Raw genomic sequence first — 24271 nt, 5'->3', positions numbered from 1 at the left:
ACGGCGACTGTAGGGGAGACCACTGACAACGCCCCCCGCGGTCCACATCGAGACCGGAAACCGCAGCTCATCGGGGGCGGGACGGGTGAAGAAGGGAAGCGGGGCCGGGGAGGGACCGGTGGACGGCGGGGACAGCGGTGTGGGCAGGAGAGGCGACCGGTACGGCGAGGGGGGCGGCCGCTCCGGCGAGGGGTACGGCTGGTACGGCGACGGCCCCGACGCAGGCGGAGGCGCCTGGGCCGGGGCCGTGGGAAAGTCCCGCGGGCGAGGGCTCAGCCCTGCCCCGACTCCTTCTCCCGCTTGAGGTTCTTCAGCCGCACGGTCTCCTTGCGGACCTCGGCCTGGGTGGCGCGCTCCTTCTCCAGCCACTCGGGCAGCTCACGCCTGAGCTCCTCGATCTGCTCGGTGGTGAGCGGTTCCGTCACCCCGCCGCGCGCCAGCCCCGCGATGGACACGCCCAGCCTGCTCGCGACCACCGGACGCGGGTGCGGCCCGTTGGCCCGCAGCTCGCGCAGCCACTCGGGCGGATTCGCCTGGAGCTCGTCCAGCTCGGCGCGCGAGACGACGCCCTCCTGGAAGGCGGCGGGCGTGGCGGGCAGGTACACGCCCAGCTTCTTCGCCGCGGTCGCGGGCTTCATCGTCTGGACGGTCTGGTGCGCACTCATGAGGTCAAGGGTATCGGCCAGGCGCGGGAGCCCCGACCACGACCGACGGCGGGGCCGACGGCACGCGGCCCTCGCGCCGAACGGCCGGCCGGCCGGTCACGGCCGATGCGGCAGCCGGCCGTGGCCGGTGCCGAACGGCCCTCCGGGGCCCGTTAACCTGGGCTGGTGACAGGCTCGGAGGAAACACCGTCGTTCCGGCTCGCGTACGTCCCCGGCGTGACGCCCGCCAAATGGGTTCGGATCTGGGACGAGCGCCTGCCCGACATCCCGCTGACCCTGCACCAGGTCCCCGCCGCCGAGGCCGCCGGCCTGATGCGTGCGGGGGACGCGGACGCCGGCCTGGTACGGCTCCCGGTGGACCGTACGTTCTTCAGCGCGATCCCCATCTACACCGAGACCACGGTGGTGGTCGTCCCCAGGGACCACGTGATCACGGCGGCCGAGGAGGTCACCGTCGCCGACCTGGTCGACGAGGTCCTCTTCCACCCCCTCGACGACGTCTTCGACTGGGACGCCCCGCCCGGCGAGCCCGCCTTCGAGCGCCCAGCGACCACCGAGGACGCAGTCGAGCTGGTCGCCGCCGGTGTGGGCCTCCTGGTCGTCCCCCAGTCGCTGGCCCGCCTGTACCACCGCCGGGACCTCACCTACCGACCGCTCACCGACGGCCCCGAGTCGACCGTCGCCCTGTCCTGGCCCGAGGAGGCCACCACGGACATGGTCGACGACTTCATCGGCATCGTCCGCGGCCGCACGGTCAACAGCACACGCGGCCGCCAGGCCGCACAGACCGGGAAGCCGTCCAGGACCGGAGAGGCCTCGTCGGCGAAGGCCCACCAGGCGCAGAAGCCGGCCGCGCGTACCGCACGCGCGCGTGCCACCGGCGCGAAGTCCGCCAAGCCCGCGAAACGCGGCAAGCCCCGCCGTCGCTCGTAGGCTGCGGCCGGACGGTCCACCGCCTGCCTCACGGCCGCCGCCGATCTGCTTCCGCGCGCCCCGATCGCCTTCCGCGATCCCGGGCCCGAGCGATGTCACGATGCCTTCGAACGTCCCGGACGTCGCACCGCCGGAGGCGCTCGTGAGCCCGGCAGCAGCCCCGGACGAAGCCGTCGGCCCCCGTGCGTCGTCCGCGTTCCCCGTGGGCGAATCGCCCGGTCGCCTGTTCCCGGCCGCTCTGCGGGCCGCCGCGGTCGTCGGGGGGCCGACCGCCTGTCCCACGGCCCCCGTACCTCACGGGTCGTGCCGACGCCGGCCGTGCTCTCGGCGGTGGAGGCGGTGGCCGCCCAGGAGGCTCGGGAACGCCCGGCGCTCAGCCCTCGGCCGTCTGCGCTGCCTCCGCCGCATGTGCTGCCTCCGGCGTCCGCGCTGCCTCCGGCGTCTTCGGCGCCTTCGCCCGCTCGCCCAGATCGGCCACCGCCAGGGCCAGCGCCACCAGGATGAACCCGACGGATGTCAGCAGACCCAGCTGGAGCGCCTCGGTGGCCGGGCCGTGGTGCGCGAGACGGGCGAAGTACACCGAGCCCACCACCGCGATCCCGGCCGCCGATCCGACGCGCTGGCCGGTCTGGAGCACGCCGCCGGCCGCACCGGCCCGTTTCACCGGGACGAGGGTCAGGGTGAGCGTGGTGTTGGGCGAGACGGTGATGCCGGAGCCGATACCGCCGACGATCATCGGCACCACCGCGGCCCACCCGATGCTCTCCATCGGCACCAGCCGCACCACCGCGACGACCCCGAGCAGCCCCACCGCCGCCCCGGCGAGACCGATGACGACGACCCTGCGCCCGTGGCGCACCACCATCCGGCCGCCCAGGGCGGCACCGACCGCCGAGGCGGCCGCGAAGGGCAGCACCGTGACTCCGGCGGCCAGCGCGCTGTATCCCGCCACGTTCTGCAGGAACAGGGCGAGGACGAAGAAGACCGTGGTGAAGCCCGCGAAGTAGGTCAGGCTGATCAGCGAGCCGAGCGTGAAGGACCGCAGCGAGAACAGGTTCAGGTCGACCAGGGGCGCTGCTCCGAGCCGGCCCTGCCGCCGCTCCCACACCCAGAACAGGCCCAGCAGCAGCGCGCCCACCGGCAGCAGCGCCCACTTCTGCCGACCGGTCCACTGCTGTTCCTGCACCAGCGGCAGCATCAGGGCGAGCACGCCGGAGCCGAGGAGCAGCACCCCGAGCGGGTCGAACCGCTCCCGCCGGTCCGCCGACGCCGGGAACCGGGGCAGCAGCCGCAGGCCCGCGGCGAGCGCGGCGACCCCGATGGGCAGGTTGACGAAGAACACCCAGCGCCAGCCGTCGTCGGTGCCGACGGCGTCGATGATCACACCCCCCGCCAGCGGGCCGACCGCCGTCGAGACCCCGATGACGCTGCCGAGCAGCCCGAAGGCCTTGGCACGCTCGGAGCCGTGGAACATCTGCTGGATCAGCCCCGAGGTCTGCGGCGCGACCATGCCCGCCGCCGCGCCCTGGATCAGCCGGAACGCCACCAGCCAGTCGGGGCTCGCGGCGAGCCCGCAGGCCGCCGAGGCCACCGTGAACACGGCGAGCCCGATGAGGAAGGTCTGGCGCCGCCCGCGCATGTCGCCGAGCCGGCCCGCCGGGACGAGCGCCAGCCCGAAGGTCAGGGCGTACCCGGAGACCACCCAGGACTGGGCGGCCTCCGTGGCGCCCAGTCCGCGCTCCATCGAGGGCAGCGCCACGTTGACGATCGAGGTGTCGAGCAGCGAGATGAAGCCGGCCGCGAGACAGACCCCGAGCGCCCGCCAGCGCCGGTCGTCGGTGGCCGGCGGCTGTGGTTCTGCCCAGGTCGTGGTCATGCGGCCACGCTATGCAGCCGTCCCGGGCATCGCACGGCCGGCGGAGCGAACGGCTGGCCGAGTGCGCCGTGCGGGTGACGCCCGCCGGCGCGGTCGCCTCGACAGCCGGCCTGCCGAACCGTCAGTCGGACCGGACCGGCCTGACCAGCCAGTCGTACGCCGCGCGGGCCGTGAAATCCGCCTGGCCGCCCCGCAGCAGCAGTTCGGCCGTGCCGAACTCGGGGGCGTCGGCCTGCGCGGCGACGTACGGGATCGCGATGCAGCGCATCCCGGCGGCGTGTGCCGCGGCCGCGCCCGGAGCGGCGTCCTCCAGGACCACGCAGTCGGCCGGGGCGGCCCCGAGGCGGCGGGCCGCCTCCAGGAAGACGTCGGGGGCCGGTTTGCCGTGCGGGACCTCGTCGGCCGAGACCACCACGCGCAGACACGTGTCCAGGCCCGTGCCGGCCAGGATCGCCTCGATCGCCTCGGGGGACGAGCCGGAGGCCACCGCCAGTGCCACCCCCTCGGCCGCCAGCAGTTCCACGAACTTCCGCATCTCCGGGTACACGTGCGTGCGGGTCCGGGCCAGCTCCAGATAGTGCCGGTTCGTCTCCGCGAGCAACTCGGCCACCGAGGGCCGCAGTCCATGGCGGTCGCGCAGCAGGGTCACCGTCTCCAGCGTGCTGATGCCGACGAAGCGCTCGTGCTCCGCCCAGGTGAAGCCCGGGACGCCGTGCCCGGCCAGCATCTGCCGTGTCGCCTCGTAGTAGTTCGGCTCGCTGTCCACGAGTGTTCCGTCGAGATCGAAGATGACCGAGAGGTCGCCGAGATCGCTCATGGGACCAGGATGCCGTTACGTGCGGGCGGCCCGGCCGATGGACTCCACCAGAGGCAGCAGCCGGTGCGGGACGCGCTCGCGCAGCGCCACCTCGGTACGGGTGCGCACCACGCCCGGCAGGCTGATCAGCTTCTGGATCACGTCCTCCAGATGCGCGTTGTCCCGCGCCACCACCCGGGTCAGCAGGTCGCCCCCGCCCGTGATCGAGAACGCCTCCACGATCTCCGGCACCGCGGCCAGCGCGTCCCCGACGTCGTCCAGATGCCCCTGCGTGACCTCGATGTGCACGAAGGCCAGCACCGGGTGACCGAGCGCGGCAGGGGAGAGGAAGGGGCCGGTGCCCGTGATCACACCGTCCCGCTCCAGCCGGTCCAGCCGGGCCTGCATTGTGCCCCGGGCGACCCCGAGAATCCGCGCGTACTCGCGCACGCTGGTGCGTGGCTGCTCCAGCAGCAGCCGCAGGATGCGGGTGTCGAGCTCGTCCACGGTCATGACGAACGACTGTACCAATGGCTCATCGGCACCCTTCGCCGACCTGGGCCATTGGCATGTCCACGGTCGCGGAGTGCGCGCGGCAGTCGGGCCATTGGCCCAGCGAAATCGGCATCACTTGAGCCAGCCGTCTCGTCGATGCTCTCATGGGTGGGTCGATGGCGCTGCGGGTACCCCGTGGCGCCTTTTCTGCGCCGTCCGTGGGAGGGGAAGCAGTGCTGAAGAGGATGTTCGCGGCTCCGGACCCGGGGCGGGCGCGGCTGCGCTTCGCCGCACGCGCCGTCCTGGGCATCGGCCTCTCCGTCGTGGTCTGCGCACTGGCCGGGCACTCCGTCACGGGCGCCGTCACCGGCGGTCTCGCCGCACTGCTCGCGCTGTTCACGGTCGCGGACGCCACGGTGCGCGGGCAGGCCGTCACCACCGCGCTGCTGCCCGCCGTGGGCCTGCCGGTGCTCACGGCCGCGGCCGAACTGCACGCCGTCCCGGTCGCCCGCGACCTGGTCCTCCTCGCCGTGGTCGGCGCGGGCGTGTACGCGCGCCGCTGGGGTCCACGCGGCCACAGCCTCGGCGTGTTCGCCTTCATGACCTTCTTCGCCGCCCAGTTCCTGCACGCCACCCCCGGGCAGCTGCCCGAGCTGTACGCCGCCGTCCTGGTCTCCGTGCTCAGCGCCGCCGCCGTCCGCTTCGGCCTCTGGTGCTACGAACGCCGCCGGCCTTCGCCACCGGTCCCCGCCCCGCCCGCCGGCACCGGCCTGGCCCGGGTGACCACCCGGCAGGCGGTCCAGGCGACCGCGGGCGCCGGCTTCGCGCTGGTCGCTGGCCAACTGGTGTCCGGCCAGCGCTGGTACTGGGCGGTCGGCGCCACCTGGTGGATCTTCGTCAACACCGCCTCGCGCGGCGAGACCCTGGTACGGGGATTCCGCCGCGTCCTCGGAACCGTCCTCGGCATCGCGCTGGGACTGCTGGTCGCCGCCCCCCTGCACGGTGACCCGGCTGCCACCGCCGTCCTGGTGGCGGCCGCCGTCTTCGGCATCTTCTACACGGCCGCCGTCTCCTACACCTGGATGATGCTCTGGGTGACCTTCCTCGCCGAACTGCTCTACGGCCTGCTCGGCGTCCTCACCCCCGGCCTGCTGGCGCTGCGGCTGGCCGAGACCGCGGTGGGCGCCCTCGGTGCCGTACTCGCCGTGCTGTTCGTGCTGCCGGTCACCACCCACCTCACCACCGACGCCTGGATCCAGCGCGCCCTGCGCTGCGTGCACACCTGCACGGCCGAGGCCGCCGCCCGGCTCGCCGGCTCCGCCACCGCCGACCCGGCACCCCGGGTGGCCGAACTGGAGCAGCTCCTCGGCCGGGTACGGCTCTCGGTCGCCCCTCTCGTGCACCCGCTCAACCCGATGCGTGCCCGCAAGCGCCGCGCCCGCCGTGTCCTCGCCCTGCTGGACGACTGCGCGCGGGAGATCCGTGGCCTGGTCGCCGTCGCCGCCGACCCCGAGGCCTCGCACGACGCCCGGCTGGCCGCCGCCTGCTGGCGCGTCGAGGCGGCCGTCGAGGCGCTCACCCGGGGCTCGGACCACATCACCGCTCCCGCCGAGCCGCCCGCCGAGCCCGCCCTCGTCCATCTGCACGGCCTGGAGCGCGCTCTGTCCGAACTCGCCGAGCCGCTGCGCACCCCCTCCGGTTCGCCCCTGGTCGACGCCTGAGACGCGCCGCCCCGCACATCCTGGTCTAGACCGCGAGCTGCTACCGTCGGCCCCGGCGGGCTCGTACTCGTACCGCCTCGCACCGGCTCGTGGTGGCTCGCAGTGATAGGGGACAGCGGTGACAGACGGCGGCAGGCGGCGCAGGGCGTTCATCGGGTCGTTCACGGCCGCGGGCGGCCCCGGCATCGTCACGGCGGCGGTCCGGCCGGACAGCGGCGCCCTGGCCCTCCTGGAGAGTGTCGACGGCGTACCGGACCCGTCGTATCTCGCGCTCGCACCCGGCGGGCGCACCCTGTACGCGGTGAGCGAGACCGCCGACGGCGCGGTCGCCGCGTACCACGTGCACGACGACAAACCGCGCCTCGCCGGGCCGCCGGTCCCGGTCGACGCCAGCGGCCCCACCCACCTCGGCCTCTTCGACGGCCATGTCCTGACCGCCAACTACGGTTCGGGCAGCGTCACCGCCGTTCCGGTCCGTCCTGACGGCACCCTCGCCGCACATCCCTCCGGGCAGCTCCAGCACACCGGCTCGGGCCCGCACGAGCGGCGCCAGCGCGGTCCGCACGCCCACCAGGTGCAGTGCGACCCCAGCGGCCGCTGGGCGGTCAGCGTGGACCTGGGCACCGACTCGGTCCGCGTCTGCACCCTGGACGAGGGCACCCCCGTCCTCCACCGGGAGTTCGCGCTGCGCCCCGGCTCCGGCCCCCGCCACCTGGCCTTCCACCCCGGCGGCCGGTACGCCTACGTGGTCAACGAACTCACCCCGACCGTGACCGTCTGCGGCTGGGACGCCGGTACCGGTACCCTCAAGCCGCTGACCGAGACCCCCGTCCTGCCCGGCGCCCCGTCCGGCGACGTCTACCCGTCCGGCATCGCCGTCTCGCCCGACGGCCGCTTCGTCTGGACGGCGGCCCGGGGCGAGGACGTCCTGACCACGTTCACGACCGACGAGGACCGCCTGCACCTGACGGCCACGGTCCCCTGCGGCGGCCACTGGCCACGAGCGGTCGCCGAGTCGGGCGGCTTCCTCTACGCCGCCAACGAGCGCTCGGGCAACATCACCTGGTTCACCATCGACCCGCACACGGGCCAGCCCCGCTACGACGGCTCGGTGGCGGTCCCGGCCGCCTCCTGCATCGTCTTCGACTGAAGCGCCCCGTCAGGGGCGCGAGGAACGGCGCGCCGACCCCCACCGGCCGGCAGCCGAGAACCGGCCGCACCACCCCGGAAAAGCCGACGGCCCCCTCTCCAGGAAAAGGGAGCCGTCGGCTTGAGCCGGCTCACCGCACCGGCGCACCCTGCGGCTGCTGCGGAGCGATCCCCAGCGCCGTCGTGTACTTGGCCAGCGCCAGCTTGCCGATCGCCGGGTACGGTCCCAGCGGGTCGGCGGTGGCGCAGTCGGCCTCCTCCGCGGCCGCGGCCACCAGCGCCGCGTCGATCTCCGGTCCTATCAGGTACGGCGCCAGAGCCAGCTGCTGCGACCCCGAACCGCGCAGCTGCTCCGCGACGGAGGCGATCGAACCCTCCTGGTCCAGCGCCGCGGCCATCACCGGCACGGCCAGGCGCGCGGCGAGCAGCATGCCGGTGATCCCGGCGGCCTGCACGGCCTCGTCGCCGCCCACGGACGCGAGGATGATGCCGTCCGCGGCCGTGGCCACGGTGAACAGCCGGGCGCGGTCGGCACGGGCCAGACCCGCCTCGGACAGGCGCACGTGCAGCGCCTCGGCGAGCAGCGGGTGCGGGCCGAGGACGTCGGTCAGATCGGCGGCGACCCGGCTCTCCATGACCGCGTGGCGGAGCTGGCGCAGCAGCGCGCTGTCCGGGCCGGCCAGCAGCGGCACGACGACGGCGACCGGGCCGTCGGGGGCCTTGAGCCCCTCGGCACCGGCGGCGACGGCCTGCTCGTAACGGGCGGTGCGCTCCTCCGCGGCACCGGCGAGCACGGACTGGAGGGTGGGGAACTCCGCGTCGTCCCCGTCCAGGTAGCCGATGCGGGCGTCCAGGCCCGGCAGCTCGGAACGGGCGATGCTCACGACCTCTTCGGCGAGGCTGCGCGTGGCCGCGCTGGGCGTTCCCGGAACCGCGAGGACGAGCGCGGGCGCGTCCTCGGGAGCCACCAGCGGTTCGGGGCGGCGGTGCCGTCCGGGCTGGCGGGGTCGCGGCATTCGTACTGGCAGGCCGGACGCGGGCCCAGTGGGGGAGCTCATGGCGCCGCATGTTACTGGCTATCTGGGTTCCCTTGTTCGGGGAGGGTGCAGGTGAGCGGTATCCGTCCGGTTTTGTCTGATGAGTTACGCATAAATCTGAGGTGATTCCGTGGCCTGTCGGACACTTCTCGTCCCAACGGGATCAATCGCCGTTTGTATGGACAAGTTTTATGTGCACAATGGTGAGCAGATTTTCATCACCTGGGAGGGTCAGCACCCCGGTGACCAGGTCACTCGCGACGCGTACCGCTCCGTGCAGCGGATCGCCCTCCGCCGGCACCCGCCGAGCCTGCGGAAGTAACCGCGCCAACTCCTCGGCCAGCGGTACGAGAAGCGGGTCGCCCAGCTTGAAGAGGCCTCCGGTGAGGGCCACTCGGGGCGCACCCGACGTGGGGCAGACGGCGGCCGCCGACTCGGCCAGGTGCCGGGCGGCGGCGCGCAGGATCGCCGCCGCGACCGGGTCGCCCGCACCGGCGCGGTCCGCGACGTGCGGGGCGAAGGAGGCCAGTACGGCGGGCCGGTCGGCGCGCGGATAGAGCTGTCCGGGCAGCCCCCGCAGCGGCCCGAACCGCTCCTCGGCGGCGGCCCGCAGCGCGGCCGAGCCGCCGTCCCGCCCGTCGAAGGCGCGCAGCGCCGCCTCCAGGCCGGCCCGGCCGATCCAGGCGCCGCTGCCGCAGTCGCCCAGCAGATGCCCCCAGCCGTCCGCCCGCCGCCACCCGGTGAGATCGCTGCCGATCGCGATCACGCCGGTCCCGGCGGCGACCACCGCGCCCGGCCGCGGACCCAGGGCGCCGACGTACGCGGTCACGGCGTCGGCGGCGAGCGCGACCGTCCGCACCCCGAGCTCCCGGGCCAGCGCGTCCGGCAGCTCGGCCCGCAGCGCGTCGCCCAGGCCGGCCAGACCGGCGGCACCGACGACGGCCGTCGTCATCCGCTCCAGCCCGTACGAGTCGGCCAACGCCCGTGCCATGGGCAGGAGTCCCTCCAGCAGATGCCCGGGGTCCAGACCCCGCGCCCCCGTCCGCACCGGTTCCCGGGACACCAGCGGCGCCGACGGCTCGCGGCCCGGCACGCCGACGACGGCCCGCAACCCGGAGCCGCCCGAGTCGACGGCGAGGAACCCCGCGCCGGGGGCTCCACCGCCGTCCTGGCCGGTCACGGCAGACGCCAGTCCACCGGCTGTCCCCCCTGCTGGATCAGCAGGTCGTTGGCCCGGCTGAACGGGCGGGAGCCGAAGAAGCCGCGGTCCGCCGACATGGGCGAGGGGTGCGCGGACTCCACCGCCGGCAACTGGCCCAGCAGCGGGCGGAGATTGCGGGCGTCGCGGCCCCACAGGATGGACACCAGCGGCTTGCCGCGGTCGGCCAGCGCCCGGATGGCCTGCTCGGTGACCTCCTCCCAGCCCTTGCCGCGGTGCGCGGCCGGGCTGCGCGGAGCCGTGGTGAGCGCCCTGTTGAGCAACAGGACGCCCTGCTGGGTCCACGGGGTGAGGTCACCGTTGGACGGCTGGGGCAGGCCCAGGTCGGTGGTCAGCTCCCGGTAGATGTTGATCAGGCTGCCGGGCAGCGGCCGCACCTCGGGCGCGACCGAGAACGACAGCCCCACCGCGTGCCCCGGGGTCGGGTAAGGGTCCTGGCCGACGATCAGGACGCGAACGTCGTCGAAGGGTTGCTGGAAGGCCCGCAGAACGTTCGGGCCGGCCGGGAGGTAGGTGCGTCCCGCGGCGATCTCCGCGCGCAGGAAGTCGCCCATCGCGGCGATCCTCCCGGCCACTGGTTCCAGGGCTTTCGCCCAGCCCGGTTCGACGATCTCATGCAAGGGTCGTGGTGCCACGGCGTCAGCCTACTGCCGTACACGGGTCGGCGATCAAGCCGTGGCCACCGCGGTCACGGGACGACCGAGGACGACCGGACCCTCGCCCCGGACGACGCAAACCCCCCTCCTTGCGGGAACCTGCCCTCAGGCGACGACCGCGGCCCGTACGCACAGCACGTCCGGCAGATGGGAGGCCAGCTGGCGCCAGCTGTCGCCGTCGTCGGCCGAGGCGAACACCTCGCCGTTGCGGTTGCCGAAGTACACGCCGGCCGGGTCCGCGTCGTCCGTGCAGAGCGCGTCGCGCAGCACCGTGCCGTAGTGGTCCTCCGGCGGCAGCCCCGCCGACAGCGGATCCCAGGTCCTGCCCGCGTCGGCCGTGCGGAAGACCCGGCAGCGGTGCTGGGCGGGCACCCGGTCCGCGTCCGCGTTGATCGGGAAGACGTACGCCGTCTCCGCGCGGTGCGGATGGGCGGCCACCGCGAAACCGAACGTGGACGGCAGCCCCGCGCCGATGTCGGTCCAGTGCGCCCCCGCGTCGTCGCTCCGGTACACCCCCCAGTGGTTCTGCAGATAGAGGCGGTCCGGACTCCCCGCGTCCTGCGCGATCTTGTGCACGCACTGACCGAACTCCGGGTCGGGATCGGGCAGGAACACCGCGGAGACACCGGAGTTGGACGGCGTCCAGCTCGCACCGCCGTCGCTGGTGCGGAACACGCCGGCCGTCGAGACGGCGACCGTCACCGCCTTCGGGTCGCGCCGGTCGGTGACGACGGTGTGCAGGCCCTCACCACCGCCGCCCGGCACCCACTTGTCGCGCGTCGGGTGCTCCCACAGCGGCCGGACCAGCGTGAAGCTCTCCCCGCGGTCCTCCGACCGGTACAGCGCGGCCGGTTCGGTGCCCGCGTACACCACCCCCGGCTCGGCCGCCGCCGGATGGAGCTGCCAGACCCGCTCCAGCGAGGCACCGGTGTCCTTCGGGAACTTCACGGCGGGCCGGGCCGGTTCGCTCCAGGTGCGGCCCAGGTCGTCGGAGTGGAACACCGAGGGCCCCCAGTGCGCGCTGTCGCCGCCCGCCAGCAACCGGGGCCGCTCGCCCCGGGTGTCGATGGCGACCGAGTAGATGGCCTGCGCGTTGAAGTAGGGACTCTCGTCGAACTCCCAGGCGCCACCTCGCCGCCTCCCGAGAAACAGACCCTTCCGGGTTCCCACGGCGAGCAGTACCTCGGTCATGCCGACCACCTCCATGACGCCTTTGTCACACCCGTTTTCAGACACCGGCCAGTCTGCACCCCACCACTGACAGTCACCCCTGGGACTGCGTCGTCGCAGGTCGGAGCCGTCGTGTCGGTCGGTCGAACAAGGCGGCGGAATGCGTTCCGGCAGACGCCTGCGCGAGCGGGGCCGGTCGTGCGACCGTCGACATGGAGTCCGCCGTGAGCAACGGGGCGGCGGCTCCCGTATGGGAGGGCGGTACGGGGCTGTCCGTACGCGCGTGAGGAGGATGCCGTTGAAGGCGTTCCGTGGTCCGAAGGTCTGGCTGTGGCGCTGGCGGCGCAACCCGCTGAAGCGTCGCGCCGACACGATGGAGGCCTGGGTGCTGCTCGGCACCTGGCTGCTCACCCTGCTGGCCGGGGTGCTCGCCGGGCTCGCGGCGGCCCGGTCGGTCGAGGACGGCCTGGCCCGTGAGCGCGTCGAATGGCACCCGGTCGTGGCCCGCGTCCTCGACAAGGCCCCCGGGTCGGCGCGATCGAAGTCCCACTCCTCCGACGGAGAACGGGTCTGGACGAGAGTGGGCTGGACCGTCGCCGACGGCTCCGCGCACACCGGCCAGGCGCGGGTCGCGGCCGGCAGCAAGGTCGGCACCCCGATCACCGTCTGGACGGATCCCCAGGGGCACCTCGTCACCCGGCCCGCCACCGCCTCCGAGGCCCACTTCCGCGCCACGCTGATCGGTGGACTGGCCGGGCTGAGCGCGGCCGCCGTGCCGCTCGTCACCGGGCTCGTCGCGCGTGGCCGCCTGGAGCGGCGGCGGATGGACCGCTGGGACGCGGAATGGGCACGGCTCGGACCGCAGTGGGGCCGGACGACCGGCTGACGCCCGCGCCTTGCGCGGCACGGCCGCCGGTCACCGGCTCGCTGGCGGCCGACGGCACGGCAGCCGGTCACCGGCGGCGCGTGACGGCGCGGCCTCCGGTCACTGACTCGCCAGCGCCTGGCGGCAGTCGGAGAGCAGCCGCTCGTCCTGGGCGATGTCGTGGCTGCCGAACCCGCCCGGTCGTGCCGTGTGCCGCCGGGCGGTGGCGAGTTCGGCCGTCATCAGATCGCGCAGCGGGGCGGCCGCCGGGCCCGTCGCGGCCAGACACCCGGCGATCGCGCCCCGTGTGCAGGGGTTCTCCGACCAGGCGGTCCGGAACACCGGCAGGACGGGCTCCGGATCCCCGCCGATCCGCCACAACGCCTCGGCCGCCGCCGTCCGTTCCCCCATCCGGCCGGATCCGGCCAGCCGGTGCAGCGCGGGCAGCGCGTCGCGGGCGGCCGGCCCCAGCCGCCCCAACTGCCCGGCCGCCGTCCGCGCGCTGCGGCTGCGACCGGAATCGGGCGGCGACCGTGTGCGATCCGTCGGCGGTCACCGGCCGCGGCCACCCGCACGGGGGTCAGTTCCGGTCAGGCAGTGCCCGCTCCAGGATCGCGTCGAACGCGGCGCCGGCGGGCAGGGTGCCGAACGCGTGCCCCCAGTCGCCGCCGAGCCGGGTCGCGCAGAAGGCGTCCGCGACGGCGGCCGGGGCGTACCGGACCAGCAGCGAGGCCTGGAGCGCCAGCGCCATCCGTTCGACCACCCGGCGCGCCCCCACCTGATCGGTCCCGGCCAGTTCGTTCTTCAGCCGGGTCACGGCGGCGTCCAGCCGGGTGTCCGCTCCGCGGGCGTGCGCGAGTTCGCCGAACAGGACGTCGGCGGCCCCGGGTTCGCGGGACAGCGCCCGCAGCACGTCGAGCGCGTTGACGTTCCCCGAGCCCTCCCAGATCGACAGCAGCGGGGCCTCGCGGTAGTGCCGGGGCATGCCGGAATCCTCGACGTAGCCGTTGCCGCCCAGGCACTCCAGCGCCTCCGCGGTGAAGGCCGGGCCGCGCTTGGTGACCCAGTACTTGCCGACGGCGGTCGCGATCCGCCTGAAGGTCCGCTCCTGCTCGTCCCCGCGCACCGCGCGGTCGGCGGCCCCGGCCAGCCGCAGCGTCAGCGTGGTCGCTGCCTCCGACTCCAGGGCCAGGTCGGCCAGGACATTGCGCATCAGCGGCTGGTCGACGAGCCGCGCGCCGAACGCGCTGCGGTGGCGCACATGATGACCGGCCTCGACGAGCGTCTTGCGCATCAGGGTCGCCGAGTTCATCACACAGTCCAGCCGGGTGCAGTTGACCATCTCGATGATGGTCTTCACCCCTCGCCCCTCGGGCCCGACCAGCCAGGCCACGGTCCCGTCGAACTCCGGCTCGGAGGACGCGTTGGAGCGGTTGCCGAGCTTGTCCTTCAGCCGCTGGATGCGGAACGCGTTGCGGCTGCCGTCCGGCAGCACGCGCGGGACCAGGAAGCACGACAGGCCGCCCGGTGCCTGGGCCAGCACCAGGAAGACGTCGCACATCGGCGCCGAGGTGAACCACTTGTGCCCGCGCAGGGTGTACACGCCCGGCTCGGCGGTGGGGGTGGCGGCCGTCGTGTTCGTCCGTACGTCCGAACCGCCCTGTTTCTCGGTCATGCCCATCCCGGCGAGCAGTCCCGGCTTCTCGGTCGGCACGCGCAGCCCCGGCGCGTACTCCCGGCTGGTCAGCAGCGGTTCGTACACCTTGGCCAGCTCGGGCTGGGCGCGCAGCGCGGGAACGGCGGCGTACGTCATCGACGTGGGGCAGCCGTGGCCGGACTCGGTGTGCCCCCACACCAGCCCACCCGCGGTCCGCGCGACGTGTGCCCCCGCCCGGTCGTCCGCCCAGGCGGCCCCCGCCAGTCCTTCCGCCACCGCCACCCGCATCAGGTGGTGCCAGCTGGGGTGGAAGTCGACCTCGTCGACCCGGTTGCCGTACCGGTCGTGGCTGCGCAGCTCCGGCTCGTGCCGGTTGGCCAGCTCACCCCACTCCTGCGCCGCCGCGCTGCCGGCCCGCACCCCGAGCCGCCGGATCCCCTCCTCTGCCCACTCCGCCCCCTCCCGGCGCAGCCCCTCGATCAGCACCGGGTCGTCGGAGGCGTCGTACGGGGCGAGCGGCGGCGCCTGGTTGGTGACGTCGTGAGTGGCGTACTGCGGTTGCGGAAGCGCGACGGTCGAGTCCATGGCTCTATGTTGCGATAATTCTGCGACCGCAGCAATAGTGCAACAATCCTCCGCACGTACAGTACGTGAGCATGCGCATGAACGACGTGTCCGCCGAGCCCGCCGACGTCGGACTGCGGCCCCTGTCGGCTCGGTCGGTCGTGCTGAGCCTGCTGCTGGGCACGCATCCGCCGGAGCTGCCGGTGAAGGACCTGATCCGGTTCGTCGAGCCTTTCGGGGTCGGCGGCTCCACGCTCCGGGCCGCGCTCAGCCGTATGACGGCGGCCGGCGACCTGCGCCGCGGCGACGACGCCGTCTACGGCCTCAGCGACCGGCTGCTGGCCCGCCAGCGCCGCCAGGACGAGGCGGTACGGCCCCGCACGCGCGCGTGGCGCGGCGACTGGGAGATGCTGGTCGTCACGGCCACGGGCCGCGACCCCGCCGCACGAGCCGACCTGCGCTCCCGGCTGGCCTCCCTCCGCCTGGCCGAACTCCGCGAGGGCGTCTGGCTCCGCCCGGCGAACCTGGTGAGGCCCCTGCCCGCCGACCTCGCCGACACCGTGCAGTCCTACACGGCCCGCCCCGACCTGCCCGCAGTCGAACTGGCCGCCGGCCTCTGGCCGTTGACCGCCTGGGCCGGCACCGCCCGCGCGCTCCTCGCCCGAGCGTCCGCGTCCCGCCTCCCGGCCGACCGCTTCACGGTCTTCGCGGCGGCGGTACGCCACTTGCTGACCGACCCGGTCCTGCCCCCGGAACTCCTGCCCGCCGACTGGCCGGGCGACGAACTGCGCGCCGCGTACACGGGGTACCGGGCGGAACTGAGAGGGCCGACGGGGGGCACGGCGGCCTGACGGTTCTCCGGCTCTTGCGAGGGCCCCCGGCGCGGGCGCGCCGGGGGTGTGTGACGGGGTGCGGTCAGGTGGTGCAGCTGGTCGCCGCCGACGAGTCGGCCCTCGCCCCTGTCGTCTCGGAGACGCACCTGGGGCCGTCGGCGGCGGCCGGTCGCCGATGAGAAGGCCGGCTGCCGAGGCGTGCGGATCAGCCGCTTCGACAGCGACGGCGGACTCGTCGAACGGTGGGGCGGCGGTGACGAACTCGGCATGGTCCGGCAGCCCGGCCTCGTCGAGGTGCGAAGCCGCCCGCCCCACCGCCCCGGCTCACTTGTAAGTGATGTCCGAACTCGCGTACTTGCAGTACGTCCCGTCCGGCCCGCTCCCGTTCGTCGGCGGTTCGGCGCCCGTGTTGTTGCCGATGTACTTCTGGCAGGGCACGATCTTCTTGCTGCTGTCCCCGACGATCGTGATGTTCTTCAGCGTCGCGCTGTCACCGTAGTTGGTGTTGATCCCGACCAGCGCACTGCCCTTGTACGTCGCCTCGATGGTGTTCAGGTTGATCGTGCGCTTGTACTGCGTGGAGCAGTTGCCGCACGAGCGGACCAGTTTGCCGAAGTTCTGCACCGCGAAGTTGGACACGTTCAGCGTCCCGGCACCGTTGAACTGGAACACCTTGTCGCTGGCTTCCTTCGCGCCGCCGCCCGAGACGGTGTACACGTTGGACGACGAGGAGCCGCGGAAGGTCGCCGCGTCCTCGCCGACGTCCTCCCACCACACGTTCTGCAGCGTGCAGCTGCCCTCGCAGTGGATGCCGTCCGCGGCGGGCGCGCCGATGATGACGTTCTTCAGGACGGTGCCGGCCGCCAGATCGAGGATCGGGTCCTGGCTCTCGCTCTGCCCGCCGGTGCCCAGGTCGCCGCTGCCGTACAGGCGCAGCATCCCGTAGTCCTTCGTCCCCGACAGCTTGATCGTCGCGGTGACGGCCTGGCTGCCGCTCGCGGTCGGCCAGGTGGCCGCTTCCGCCGAGGCTCCATCAGTCATGATCATGCCAATCGAGAGTCCCAGGGCGGCCAGCGCGCCCAGCAGTGCGCGCGCACTGTTCGGTGCTCGTGAAGTCATGTCCCGTATGCCTTCTTTCGAGTGGGGGGCCTGCCTGCGATCCAACAGGGTTGTTCATGTATCTGATGTGCGTTCAGTGTGTGGATCGCCGCGTTCGTGCACCTGCGCGAACGGCGGCCTGTCGGTGCCCGCCGGTCAGGGTGCTGAACGGAACGTAGAATGAAAGCGCTTTCTGGTCAACGCCTCGCGCAGCATCCGTTCCGGCCGTCCCGTGTCCTGCGAAGGTGACGTGGGAGCGCTTCCGTGAGCGGCCGTGTTCATGTCACCATGCCGGGAGTTCCCCGCACGACGCCGCACCGGGCCGCGATCAGAAAGGGACAACGACGTGCCCCCCACCCGTCCCCACCGTCGACGCACCGCGCACCGGGCCGCTCTCGGTTCGCCTCGTCCCGCTGGGGGTGCCGCTGCCGCCGCTCGCGGCGACGGCCGTCTCGGCGCCCGCCGTCCCGGCCCGCCCCGCCGCCGTCCCCGCGGCGACGCTCACCGAGGTGACCGGCTTCGGGGGCAACCCCGGCGGCCCGCAGATGCCCCGGCCGGTGCCTGCGGGGTGACGTCCACCACCACCGCCTGGAACACCGCCCTCACCGAATCCGTGACCCTCACCGACACCGGCACGACGACCATCGGCGGCTGACGGCTCGGCTTCACCCCGACCTCGGCCGGACCGTCACCCACGGCTGGAACGCCACGTACAGCCCCGTGTCCGGCGCGGTGGCGGCGGCCGACGTGTCGTACAACGCCACCATCGCGCCGAGCGCGAGCGTGAGCATCGGCCACCAGGCAGTCCACACCGGCGACAGCGCGGCCCCCACCGCGTACTCGCTCAACGGCACCCCCGCACGGTCAGCCGACGACGGCACCGCCGCCGTCCCCTCGCCCGGAAGGTCCCCGTGAAGCCGCAACCCAGCAGAACGCCGCTCGCCGCCCTGCTCAGCACCTGTGTCCTCGCCCTCGTCCTGGTGGTGACCGCCACGGCCGTCACCGCGCTGGTGCGCGGTCCGCGCCCGGTCGCCTCGGCCGCCCGCCAGGGCAGTCACTGGGTGACCACCTGGACCGGGATGCCGCAGCTCACCGAGGCCGGCAACCTGCCGCCCGCGCCCTTCACGGGGGAGAAGTCCGTCCTGGCCGACACCACCCTGCGCCAGACCGTCCGCGTGACCGTCGGCGCCCACCGGCTCCGGTTGCGCTTCTCCAACGCCTACGGGGACACCGCGCTGCCGCTGACCTCGGTGACCGTGGCGCTGCCGGCGGGCGGCCGGGCGGGGGTCTCCGCGATCGTTGCGGGCAGCCTGCACCGGGTGACGTTCTCCGGGCGTGCCGCGACCGTCGTACCCGTCGGGGCCCAGGTCGTCTCCGATCCCGTCGGCCTCGAACTGGCACCGGGGGCCGAGCTCACGGTCACGGCGTACACCGCGCAGGGCCAGCCCGATCTGGCGCTCACCTCGCACCCGGGTTCGCGCACCACGTCGTACCTCCTCGGCGGCGACCACACGCGGGACCCGGATCTGACGGGCGCGACCGCGGTCGACCACTGGTACCTGCTGAGCGACGTCGAGGTCCTGGCGCCCGCCGCGACCCGGGCCGTGGCCGTTCTCGGCGACTCCCTCACCGACGGCCGGGGGTCCACGACCAACGGCAACGACCGCTGGCCGGACCAGTTCTTCGACCGTCTGCGGTCCGGGGCCGGTACCTCGGGCATCGCCGTGCTCAACCAGGCGGCCGGCGGCAACCGGGTCCTCGCCGACGGCCTCGGCCCCAATGTCCTGGCCCGACTCGACCGGGACGTCCTCTCCCGCAGCGGGGTCTCCTGGCTGATCGTCTTCGAGGGCGTCAACGACATCGGCACCGCCGCCGCCACCCCGCAGGCCCAGCAGGCCGTCGCCGACGACCTCGTCGCCGCCTACCGGCAGATCGTCGTCCGCGCCCACGCCCAGGGCATCCGGGTCTACGGCGCCACCCTGCTGCCCTTCGGCGGCAACGCCTACGACGACGGGGCCGGAGTGCGCGAGGCGGCCCGCCGGCGCGTCAACGCGTGGATCCGGGGGCACGGGCACTTCGACGCGGTGATCGACTTCGACCGGGTGGTACGGGACCCGGCCGATCCGAGCCGCCTGCGGGCCGACCTCCAGGTGGGGGACTGGCTGCACCTCAACCCGACCGGGTACGGGGCACTGGCGGCAGCGGTGCCCGCTGGGCTGTTCCGCACGCCCCGGTGACCACGGAGTCCCTGCCGGCGCCGGACAGGGGCTTGCCGGCAGCCCCGGGCTACGGCCCGGCGACCGCGACGCCGAGTTCGGTCGCCGCGCGCACGGCGAACCAGACCTCGGTGAAGGCGGCGGTCGTCGACAGATCCCGGCCGGTCACCTCGCCGAACCGGCGCAGCCGGTAGGCGAGGGTGTTCGGGTGGACGTGGAGGGCCGCGGCGGCGTCCTCGGTGCGGCGGTCGCGCTCCATCCAGGTGCGCACGGAGACCAGCAGCTGTGACCCGTGCGCCTCGTCGTAGCGCAGGGCCTCGCCGAGGACCTGCTCGACGAGTGCCGCCAGCAGCCGGCGGTCCTCGGGCAGCCAGCGCCCGGTGGCGTCCTCGCCGTAGTGGAGGAGCGGCTTGCCCGCCTCCTCGGCGCGTCCGGCCGCCCATTCCGCCTCCTGCTGGGCGACCCGCAGGGGCTCGCCGACGGTGAAGGGGCGGCTCACCCCGCACACCGCGCCGGGCAGCCCGGCCAGGGCCTCGGTGAAGCCGGGTTCGGCCAGGACCAGCCGGTCCTCACCGCGGCGCAGGGTCAGGTGCGGATGGTCCGACAGGGCGCCGTCCAACTGCTCGTCCTGGGCGCGCCGGAGCACCGCGAGGACCACGGGCCGCCGCGTGTCCAGGCCGTGGTGGGCCAGCCGGCGCTGGGCGCCGGCCGGGTCGAGGGTGTCCTGGAGCAGCTCGGCGAGGGTCTCCGCCCCCTCCCGCCGCAGCACTTCGCGTTCCTGGCGGACCATCGCGAGCCGCAGGGCGGCGACGGTGGCCAAGTGCTGGACGACGGCCAGCCCGGCCGGACGGGCGCCGGCCTGTTCCAGCGCGACCAGGTAGCCGGCCGCGCCACCCGGGCCGAGGACCGGGAGCACGAAGCCGCCGGGCACGGTCGGCGGGGCGTCCGGGTCCGCCGGCAGCACCGAGAGGTCCTCGGGCGCCGCGACGCCGGGCAGCAGCGGGCGCCCCTGGGGGGTGCACAGGAAGAGGCGGTAGCCGCTGAGCTGCTCCAGGCGGTCGAAGAGCGCGGGGATGTCGAGGTTCTCCTCGGCCATCCAGCGCAGTGCGCCGAAGACCTGGAGCTGGGCGCCGAGCCGCTCGGCGGACTTCTCGCTGACCGCCGCGGCGACCTCCTGCGCGATGGTGACGAAGGGAACGGTGAGCGGCACCTCCAGCACGGGGAAGCCGCGTTCCTCGGCCGCGGCGAGGAACGCCCGCCGCAGCGGCGGGGTGCGCAACTGGGTGCTGAGGACCAGCGCCGCGACGCCCGCGTCGTCGAGCCGCTCCAGATAGCGCCGCTGGGCCTCGCCGGCGCGCGGCACGGCGAGGCCCACGGTCATGAGGACCTCCGAACCCTGGAGCCAGGGCGTGGGGTCCTCCAGTTCGCTGACGTGCGCCCAGGAGACCGTGCGGCCCAGGCCGCCGCCGCCCGCGAGCAGGCGTATCTGGAGCGCCGGGAACGACAGCAGGTCGCCCACGGTGAGAACGGAACGCGGCGTGGCTTTGTGGTCGGACACAAGTCAACTGTAGTTCTTCGTGTCGTCAACAATTGACCCTGCTGTTGGGCCGTCCGCACACTGAGTCATCCCCGGTGACCGGAACCACTCACTCCGCCCCGGGGGCCGCCCATCCGGCGTGCACGTACAGACTTGACAGGAAGGTGCCCGATGACGACCCAGCCCCGTGGACCCGTGGACTCATCCCGCGTCCCCCGCTACGCGGGACCGGCGACCTTCGCCCGGCTGCCGCGGCTGGACGAGGTGCCCCGCGCGGACATCGCCGTCGTCGGCGTCCCCTTCGACACCGGGGTCTCCTACCGGCCCGGCGCCCGGTTCGCCCCGGCCGCGGTGCGCGAGGCCTCCCGGCTGCTGCGCCCGTACCACCCGGCGCTCGACGTGTCGCCGTTCGCGACGGTGCAGGTCGCCGACGCCGGTGACATCCCGGTGAACCCCTTCGACATCAACGAGGCGATCGAGACCGTCGAGCACGAGGCATCCCGCCTCCAGTCCGACGGCACGAAACTGGTCACCATCGGCGGCGACCACACCATCGCGCTGCCGCTGCTGCGCGCGGTCGCGCGGCGGCACGGACCGGTCGCCGTCCTGCACTTCGACGCGCACCTCGACACCTGGGACACCTACTTCGGCGCCGAGTACACCCACGGCACCCCCTTCCGCCGCGCCGTCGAGGAGGGCATCGTCGACACCGAGGCGCTCAGCCACGTCGGCACCCGCGGCCCGCTGTACGGCAAGCGGGACCTGGAGGAGGACCGCCGCCTCGGCTTCGGCATCGTCACCTCCTCCGACGTGCTGCGCCGCGGCGTCGACGAGACGGTGGACGCACTGCGGCAGCGCATCGGCGACCGGCCGCTGTACGTGTCCGTCGACATCGACGTCCTCGACCCCGCGCACGCCCCCGGCACCGGTACCCCCGAGGCCGGCGGCATGACCTCGCGCGAGCTGCTGGAGATCCTGCGCGGCCTCGCCGGACTCAACCTGGTCGGCGCCGACGTCGTCGAGGTCGCCCCCGCCTACGACCACGCCGACATCACCTCCGTCGCGGCGTCCCATGTCGCCTACGACCTGATCAGCCTGTTCACCCTGGACTCCACCGGCCCTCGCGAGGAGCAGACATGACCACCAGCCCCCCGTCGGAGCAGCACGACGCTCCGGCGCTGACCGAGATCGAGACGTACGGGGTGGAGCGCATCCCGGACGCCGACCGCACCGCCCGGCCGCTGGACCTTTTCCGGGTCGCCTTCGGCGGCGCGAACACCTTCGCCACCTGTGTCCTCGGCGCCTTCCCGATCCTGTTCGGGCTCTCCTTCTGGCAGGGCCTCGCGGCCACCGGCCTCGGACTCGCCGTCGGCGCGCTGATCCTCGCCCCGCTGGCCGTGTTCGGGCCGCTGAACGGCACCAACAACTCGGTGTCCTCCTCCGCGCACCTGGGTGTGCACGGCCGGGTCGTCGGCTCCTTCCTCTCCCTGCTGACCGCGGTCGCCTTCTTCTCCATCTCCGTGTGGTCCTCCGGTGACGCCCTGGTCGGCGGCGCGCACCGGATGTTCCACCTGCCGACCAACGAGGGCGTCTACGCGCTCGCCTACGGGCTGTTCGCCGCGCTGGTGCTGACGGTGTGCATCTACGGCTTCCGCTTCATGCTCTTCGTGAACAAGATCGCGGTCGCCGCCGCCTCCCTGCTCTTCGCCCTCGGCCTCCTCGCCTTCGGGGGCGACTTCGACCCCGGCTACCAGGGCAGCTTCCACTCGCTGAGCACCCCCGGCTTCTGGCCGGCCTTCATCGGCTCCGCGCTGATCGTGCTGTCCAACCCCGTCTCGTTCGGAGCCTTCCTCGGCGACTGGGCCCGCTACATCCCCGCCGACACCCCGCGCCGCCGGGTCATGGGCGCGGCCTTCCTCTCCCAGGTCGCGACGATCCTGCCGTTCTTCTTCGGCCTGGCGACCGCCTCGATCATCGCCGCGAAGGCGGGGAACTTCCTCGACCCGAGCGCCCCGGACTACGTCGGCGGCCTGCTGGCCGTCTCGCCCTCCTGGTACTTCCTGCCCGTCTGCCTGCTCGCGCTGATCGGCGGCATGTCCACGGGCACCACCTCGCTCTACGGCACCGGCCTCGACTTCGCCAGCGTCTTCCCCCGGTTCAGCCGGGTGCAGGCCACCGTGTTCATCGGCGTCCTGTCGATCTCCTTCATCTTCGTCGGCCGCTTCGCCGCCAACCTGACCCAGTCCATCTCCACCTTCGCGACGCTGATCATCGTGTGCACCGCGCCGTGGATGGTCATCATGACCCTGGGCTTCCTCACCCGCCGCGGCTGGTACGATCCCGACTCGTTGCAGGTCTTCAACCGCCGTCAGCGGGGCGGACGTTACTGGTTCACGCACGGCTGGAACTGGCGCGGCATGGGCGCCTGGCTGGCCTCCGCCCTGCTCGCGGTCCAGTTCGTCAACCTCCCCGGTCAGTTCGTCGGCGCCCTGGGTGACCTCGCGGGCGGCGTGGACATCTCGCTGCCCGTCGGACTGGGCCTGGCCGCGGTCGTCTACCTCGCGCTGCTGTGGTTCTTCCCCGAACCCCGCGCCGTCTTCGGCCCCGAGGGCCCGCGGCTGGTGCGCGCCGTCGACACCCCGGTGGCCCCGATCACCGCCGCCGACGGCGCCCCCGTGGCCACCCCCGAGCCCGCGGAGGTGTGAGGGGGATGCGCCTGATCGACCTGTCCGTGCCGCTGCGCACCGGGATGCCGGTCTACCCCGGCGATCCGCAGGTGGACATCCGGCCCGCGCTGACCGCGGCCCAGGACGGTGTCAACGTCCTTCAGGTGCACATGGGTTCGCAGTCCGGCACGCACGTGGACGCCCCCTCCCACATCGAGGACGGCCTGCCCACGCTGGACCAGCTGCCGCTGGACCGTTTCGACGGCCCCGCCCACGTCGTCGACGCCCGGGGTCTGGCGCCCCGGGCGGCCGTCGGAGCGGACCTGCTCGCCCGGGTCCCGGCCGGCCGGATCGTGCTGATCGCCACCGGCTGGTCCGCGCACTGGGGCACCGACGCCTACCACGACCACCCCCATCTGACGCAGGAGGCGGCCGCTCTCCTCGTCGCCCGGGGCGTGTACACCGTCGGCATCGACGCCCTGAGCGTCGACCCGACCCCCGGCGAGACCCTTCCCGCCCACCGCATCCTGTGCGGCGCCGACGCCGTCATCGCCGAGAACCTCACCAACCTCGCCGAGGTCCTCGACGCCCAGCACAGCGGCCACGACGTCCACGTCAGCCTCTTCCCCCTGCACCTGCCCGGCGCGGACGGCGCACCCGTCCGCGCCGTGGCCCGGATCTCGGAGCCGCGCCCATGACGAACGACCACGACACCGTCCTCGCCGCGGCGGACGCCCTGATCGCCGCCTTCGCCGAGGGCCGCACCGACGACTACTTCGACGCCTTCGCGGCCGACGCGACATTCGTCTTCCACACCACCGACCGGCGGCTGGACTCCACCCAGGAGTACCGGGCCCTGTGGCAGAAGTGGAGCGACGAGGACGACTTCCGCGTCCGGTCCTGCGACTCGAACGACCGCCGCCTCCAACTCCTCGGCGACACGGCTGTGTTCACCCACTCGGTGACCACCCGCGTCGCCACCACGGCCGGCGAGGAGGTGCTGCACGAGCGCGAGACCATCGTCTTCCACCGTGTCGGCGACGGGGACTGGCGGGCGGTTCACGAGCATCTGTCCGCCGCCCCGTCCACCGCGGCCGGATCCTCTTGACGACAACCCC

General features: G+C 73.7%; 24 protein-coding genes. 12 read left to right on the top strand and 12 right to left on the bottom strand.

Annotation, left to right across the window (positions count from 1 at the left end; translation table 11 throughout):
* Positions 1-272 precede the first annotated feature (272 nt).
* Positions 273-665, bottom strand: a complete 393-nt coding sequence (locus AB0P24_RS11685; protein WP_365792692.1) for a DUF5997 family protein — start codon at positions 663-665, stop codon at positions 273-275.
* 165 nt (positions 666-830) lie between these two features.
* Between AB0P24_RS11685 and AB0P24_RS11680 the strand changes: the two genes are divergently transcribed.
* On the top strand, positions 831-1598 hold the full coding sequence (locus tag AB0P24_RS11680) for a LysR family substrate-binding domain-containing protein (protein ID WP_365792690.1): 768 nt from the start codon (positions 831-833) through the stop codon (positions 1596-1598).
* A gap of 373 nt (positions 1599-1971) precedes the next feature.
* On the opposite strand, the gene AB0P24_RS11675 is transcribed toward AB0P24_RS11680, so the two are convergent.
* The 3 genes from AB0P24_RS11675 to AB0P24_RS11665 form a co-directional block, all read right to left on the bottom strand.
* A complete protein-coding gene (locus AB0P24_RS11675) occupies positions 1972-3474 on the bottom strand; it encodes an MFS transporter (RefSeq protein WP_365792688.1) in 1503 nt (500 codons plus the stop codon).
* A gap of 121 nt (positions 3475-3595) precedes the next feature.
* Positions 3596-4291: an HAD family phosphatase gene (locus tag AB0P24_RS11670; protein ID WP_365792686.1), complete on the bottom strand. Its 696-nt coding sequence runs from the start codon at positions 4289-4291 to the stop codon at positions 3596-3598.
* A gap of 15 nt (positions 4292-4306) precedes the next feature.
* Positions 4307-4783 carry an Lrp/AsnC family transcriptional regulator gene (locus AB0P24_RS11665; RefSeq protein ID WP_365792684.1) on the bottom strand — a complete coding sequence of 159 codons (477 nt, stop codon included), beginning with the start codon at positions 4781-4783 and terminating at the stop codon, positions 4307-4309.
* Between the two features lie 215 nt (positions 4784-4998).
* Here AB0P24_RS11665 and AB0P24_RS11660 point away from each other — a divergent pair, with 215 nt between their 5' ends.
* Entirely contained in the window at positions 4999-6486 is a 1488-nt protein-coding gene (locus tag AB0P24_RS11660; RefSeq protein WP_365792682.1) for an FUSC family protein, read from the top strand.
* Positions 6487-6604: 118 nt separating this feature from the next.
* A complete protein-coding gene (locus tag AB0P24_RS11655; protein WP_365792680.1) occupies positions 6605-7636 on the top strand; it encodes a lactonase family protein in 1032 nt (343 codons plus the stop codon).
* Between the two features lie 130 nt (positions 7637-7766).
* On the opposite strand, the gene AB0P24_RS11650 is transcribed toward AB0P24_RS11655, so the two are convergent.
* The 4 genes from AB0P24_RS11650 to AB0P24_RS11635 form a co-directional block, all read right to left on the bottom strand.
* Positions 7767-8693, bottom strand: a complete 927-nt coding sequence (locus AB0P24_RS11650; RefSeq protein ID WP_365792678.1) for a hypothetical protein — start codon at positions 8691-8693, stop codon at positions 7767-7769.
* Between the two features lie 142 nt (positions 8694-8835).
* Entirely contained in the window at positions 8836-9852 is a 1017-nt protein-coding gene (locus tag AB0P24_RS11645; RefSeq protein WP_365792676.1) for a BadF/BadG/BcrA/BcrD ATPase family protein, read from the bottom strand.
* Complete coding sequence (locus AB0P24_RS11640) at positions 9849-10526, bottom strand: uracil-DNA glycosylase (protein ID WP_365792674.1); 678 nt, start codon at positions 10524-10526, stop codon at positions 9849-9851. The genes AB0P24_RS11645 and AB0P24_RS11640 overlap by 4 nt, the downstream gene beginning before the upstream one ends.
* A 126-nt stretch (positions 10527-10652) precedes the next feature.
* On the bottom strand, positions 10653-11738 hold the full coding sequence (locus AB0P24_RS11635) for a sialidase family protein (protein ID WP_365792672.1): 1086 nt from the start codon (positions 11736-11738) through the stop codon (positions 10653-10655).
* A 271-nt stretch (positions 11739-12009) separates the two neighbouring features.
* Here AB0P24_RS11635 and AB0P24_RS11630 point away from each other — a divergent pair, with 271 nt between their 5' ends.
* Positions 12010-12603 carry a hypothetical protein gene (locus AB0P24_RS11630; protein WP_365792670.1) on the top strand — a complete coding sequence of 198 codons (594 nt, stop codon included), beginning with the start codon at positions 12010-12012 and terminating at the stop codon, positions 12601-12603.
* 99 nt (positions 12604-12702) lie between these two features.
* On the opposite strand, the gene AB0P24_RS11625 is transcribed toward AB0P24_RS11630, so the two are convergent.
* Both AB0P24_RS11625 and AB0P24_RS11620 read right to left on the bottom strand, forming a co-directional pair.
* Positions 12703-13062 carry a hypothetical protein gene (locus AB0P24_RS11625; protein ID WP_365792668.1) on the bottom strand — a complete coding sequence of 120 codons (360 nt, stop codon included), beginning with the start codon at positions 13060-13062 and terminating at the stop codon, positions 12703-12705.
* A 100-nt stretch (positions 13063-13162) separates the two neighbouring features.
* Positions 13163-14824, bottom strand: coding sequence for an acyl-CoA dehydrogenase family protein (locus tag AB0P24_RS11620; RefSeq protein WP_365792666.1), 1662 nt, complete (start codon positions 14822-14824; stop codon positions 13163-13165).
* 71 nt (positions 14825-14895) lie between these two features.
* On the opposite strand from AB0P24_RS11620, the gene AB0P24_RS11615 reads away from it, so the two are divergent.
* Positions 14896-15654, top strand: coding sequence for a PaaX family transcriptional regulator C-terminal domain-containing protein (locus AB0P24_RS11615; protein ID WP_365792664.1), 759 nt, complete (start codon positions 14896-14898; stop codon positions 15652-15654).
* Between the two features lie 306 nt (positions 15655-15960).
* On the opposite strand, the gene AB0P24_RS11610 is transcribed toward AB0P24_RS11615, so the two are convergent.
* A complete protein-coding gene (locus tag AB0P24_RS11610) occupies positions 15961-16755 on the bottom strand; it encodes a pectate lyase (RefSeq protein ID WP_365792662.1) in 795 nt (264 codons plus the stop codon).
* Between the two features lie 398 nt (positions 16756-17153).
* On the opposite strand from AB0P24_RS11610, the gene AB0P24_RS11605 reads away from it, so the two are divergent.
* The 3 genes from AB0P24_RS11605 to AB0P24_RS11595 all read left to right on the top strand — a co-directional run bounded on the left by AB0P24_RS11605 (position 17154) and on the right by AB0P24_RS11595 (position 18971).
* On the top strand, positions 17154-17306 hold the full coding sequence (locus AB0P24_RS11605) for a hypothetical protein (RefSeq protein WP_365792660.1): 153 nt from the start codon (positions 17154-17156) through the stop codon (positions 17304-17306).
* Between the two features lie 148 nt (positions 17307-17454).
* Positions 17455-17649, top strand: a complete 195-nt coding sequence (locus AB0P24_RS11600) for a cellulose binding domain-containing protein (protein ID WP_365792658.1) — start codon at positions 17455-17457, stop codon at positions 17647-17649.
* Entirely contained in the window at positions 17646-18971 is a 1326-nt protein-coding gene (locus AB0P24_RS11595; RefSeq protein ID WP_365792656.1) for an SGNH/GDSL hydrolase family protein, read from the top strand. Before AB0P24_RS11600 ends, AB0P24_RS11595 begins: the two co-directional genes overlap by 4 nt.
* A gap of 49 nt (positions 18972-19020) precedes the next feature.
* Here AB0P24_RS11595 and AB0P24_RS11590 read toward each other — a convergent pair whose 3' ends face one another.
* Complete coding sequence (locus AB0P24_RS11590) at positions 19021-20508, bottom strand: PucR family transcriptional regulator (RefSeq protein ID WP_365792654.1); 1488 nt, start codon at positions 20506-20508, stop codon at positions 19021-19023.
* Between the two features lie 150 nt (positions 20509-20658).
* Between AB0P24_RS11590 and speB the strand changes: the two genes are divergently transcribed.
* The 4 genes from speB to AB0P24_RS11570 are packed head-to-tail and all read left to right on the top strand — an operon-like array spanning position 20659 to position 24261.
* The gene (speB, locus tag AB0P24_RS11585) at positions 20659-21627 is read left to right on the top strand and encodes an agmatinase (protein ID WP_181806108.1); all 969 of its coding nucleotides are present in this window, start codon (positions 20659-20661) and stop codon (positions 21625-21627) included.
* On the top strand, positions 21624-23192 hold the full coding sequence (locus AB0P24_RS11580; protein WP_365792652.1) for a cytosine permease: 1569 nt from the start codon (positions 21624-21626) through the stop codon (positions 23190-23192). Before speB ends, AB0P24_RS11580 begins: the two co-directional genes overlap by 4 nt.
* Before the next feature lie 5 nt (positions 23193-23197).
* Complete coding sequence (locus AB0P24_RS11575) at positions 23198-23851, top strand: cyclase family protein (protein WP_365792650.1); 654 nt, start codon at positions 23198-23200, stop codon at positions 23849-23851.
* Positions 23848-24261, top strand: a complete 414-nt coding sequence (locus AB0P24_RS11570; RefSeq protein ID WP_365792648.1) for a nuclear transport factor 2 family protein — start codon at positions 23848-23850, stop codon at positions 24259-24261. The genes AB0P24_RS11575 and AB0P24_RS11570 overlap by 4 nt, the downstream gene beginning before the upstream one ends.
* Positions 24262-24271: the final 10 nt, after the last annotated feature.

This window comes from Streptomyces sp. NPDC086519 (assembly GCF_040686075.1).
GTDB lineage: Bacteria > Actinomycetota > Actinomycetes > Streptomycetales > Streptomycetaceae > Streptomyces > Streptomyces shenzhenensis.
Note: the sequence above shows the minus strand (reverse complement) of the source record. Positions and strands in the feature narration are given on the sequence as shown.

Bases quoted from the DNA above. Each gene is read 5' to 3' on its own strand.
- AB0P24_RS11610 (WP_365792662.1), bottom strand. From the start codon at position 16,755: ATGACTTCACGAGCACCGAACAGTGCGCGCGCACTGCTGGGCGCGCTG.
- AB0P24_RS11635 (WP_365792672.1), bottom strand. From the start codon at position 11,738: ATGACCGAGGTACTGCTCGCCGTGGGAACCCGGAAGGGTCTGTTTCTC.
- AB0P24_RS11570 (WP_365792648.1), top strand. From the start codon at position 23,848: ATGACGAACGACCACGACACCGTCCTCGCCGCGGCGGACGCCCTGATC.
- AB0P24_RS11650 (WP_365792678.1), bottom strand. From the start codon at position 8,693: ATGAGCTCCCCCACTGGGCCCGCGTCCGGCCTGCCAGTACGAATGCCG.
- AB0P24_RS11615 (WP_365792664.1), top strand. From the start codon at position 14,896: ATGCGCATGAACGACGTGTCCGCCGAGCCCGCCGACGTCGGACTGCGG.
- AB0P24_RS11670 (WP_365792686.1), bottom strand. From the start codon at position 4,291: ATGAGCGATCTCGGCGACCTCTCGGTCATCTTCGATCTCGACGGAACA.
- AB0P24_RS11620 (WP_365792666.1), bottom strand. From the start codon at position 14,824: ATGGACTCGACCGTCGCGCTTCCGCAACCGCAGTACGCCACTCACGAC.
- AB0P24_RS11580 (WP_365792652.1), top strand. From the start codon at position 21,624: ATGACCACCAGCCCCCCGTCGGAGCAGCACGACGCTCCGGCGCTGACC.
- AB0P24_RS11575 (WP_365792650.1), top strand. From the start codon at position 23,198: ATGCGCCTGATCGACCTGTCCGTGCCGCTGCGCACCGGGATGCCGGTC.
- AB0P24_RS11630 (WP_365792670.1), top strand. From the start codon at position 12,010: ATGCCGTTGAAGGCGTTCCGTGGTCCGAAGGTCTGGCTGTGGCGCTGG.
- AB0P24_RS11665 (WP_365792684.1), bottom strand. From the start codon at position 4,783: ATGACCGTGGACGAGCTCGACACCCGCATCCTGCGGCTGCTGCTGGAG.
- AB0P24_RS11675 (WP_365792688.1), bottom strand. From the start codon at position 3,474: ATGACCACGACCTGGGCAGAACCACAGCCGCCGGCCACCGACGACCGG.
- speB (WP_181806108.1), top strand. From the start codon at position 20,659: ATGACGACCCAGCCCCGTGGACCCGTGGACTCATCCCGCGTCCCCCGC.
- AB0P24_RS11685 (WP_365792692.1), bottom strand. From the start codon at position 665: ATGAGTGCGCACCAGACCGTCCAGACGATGAAGCCCGCGACCGCGGCG.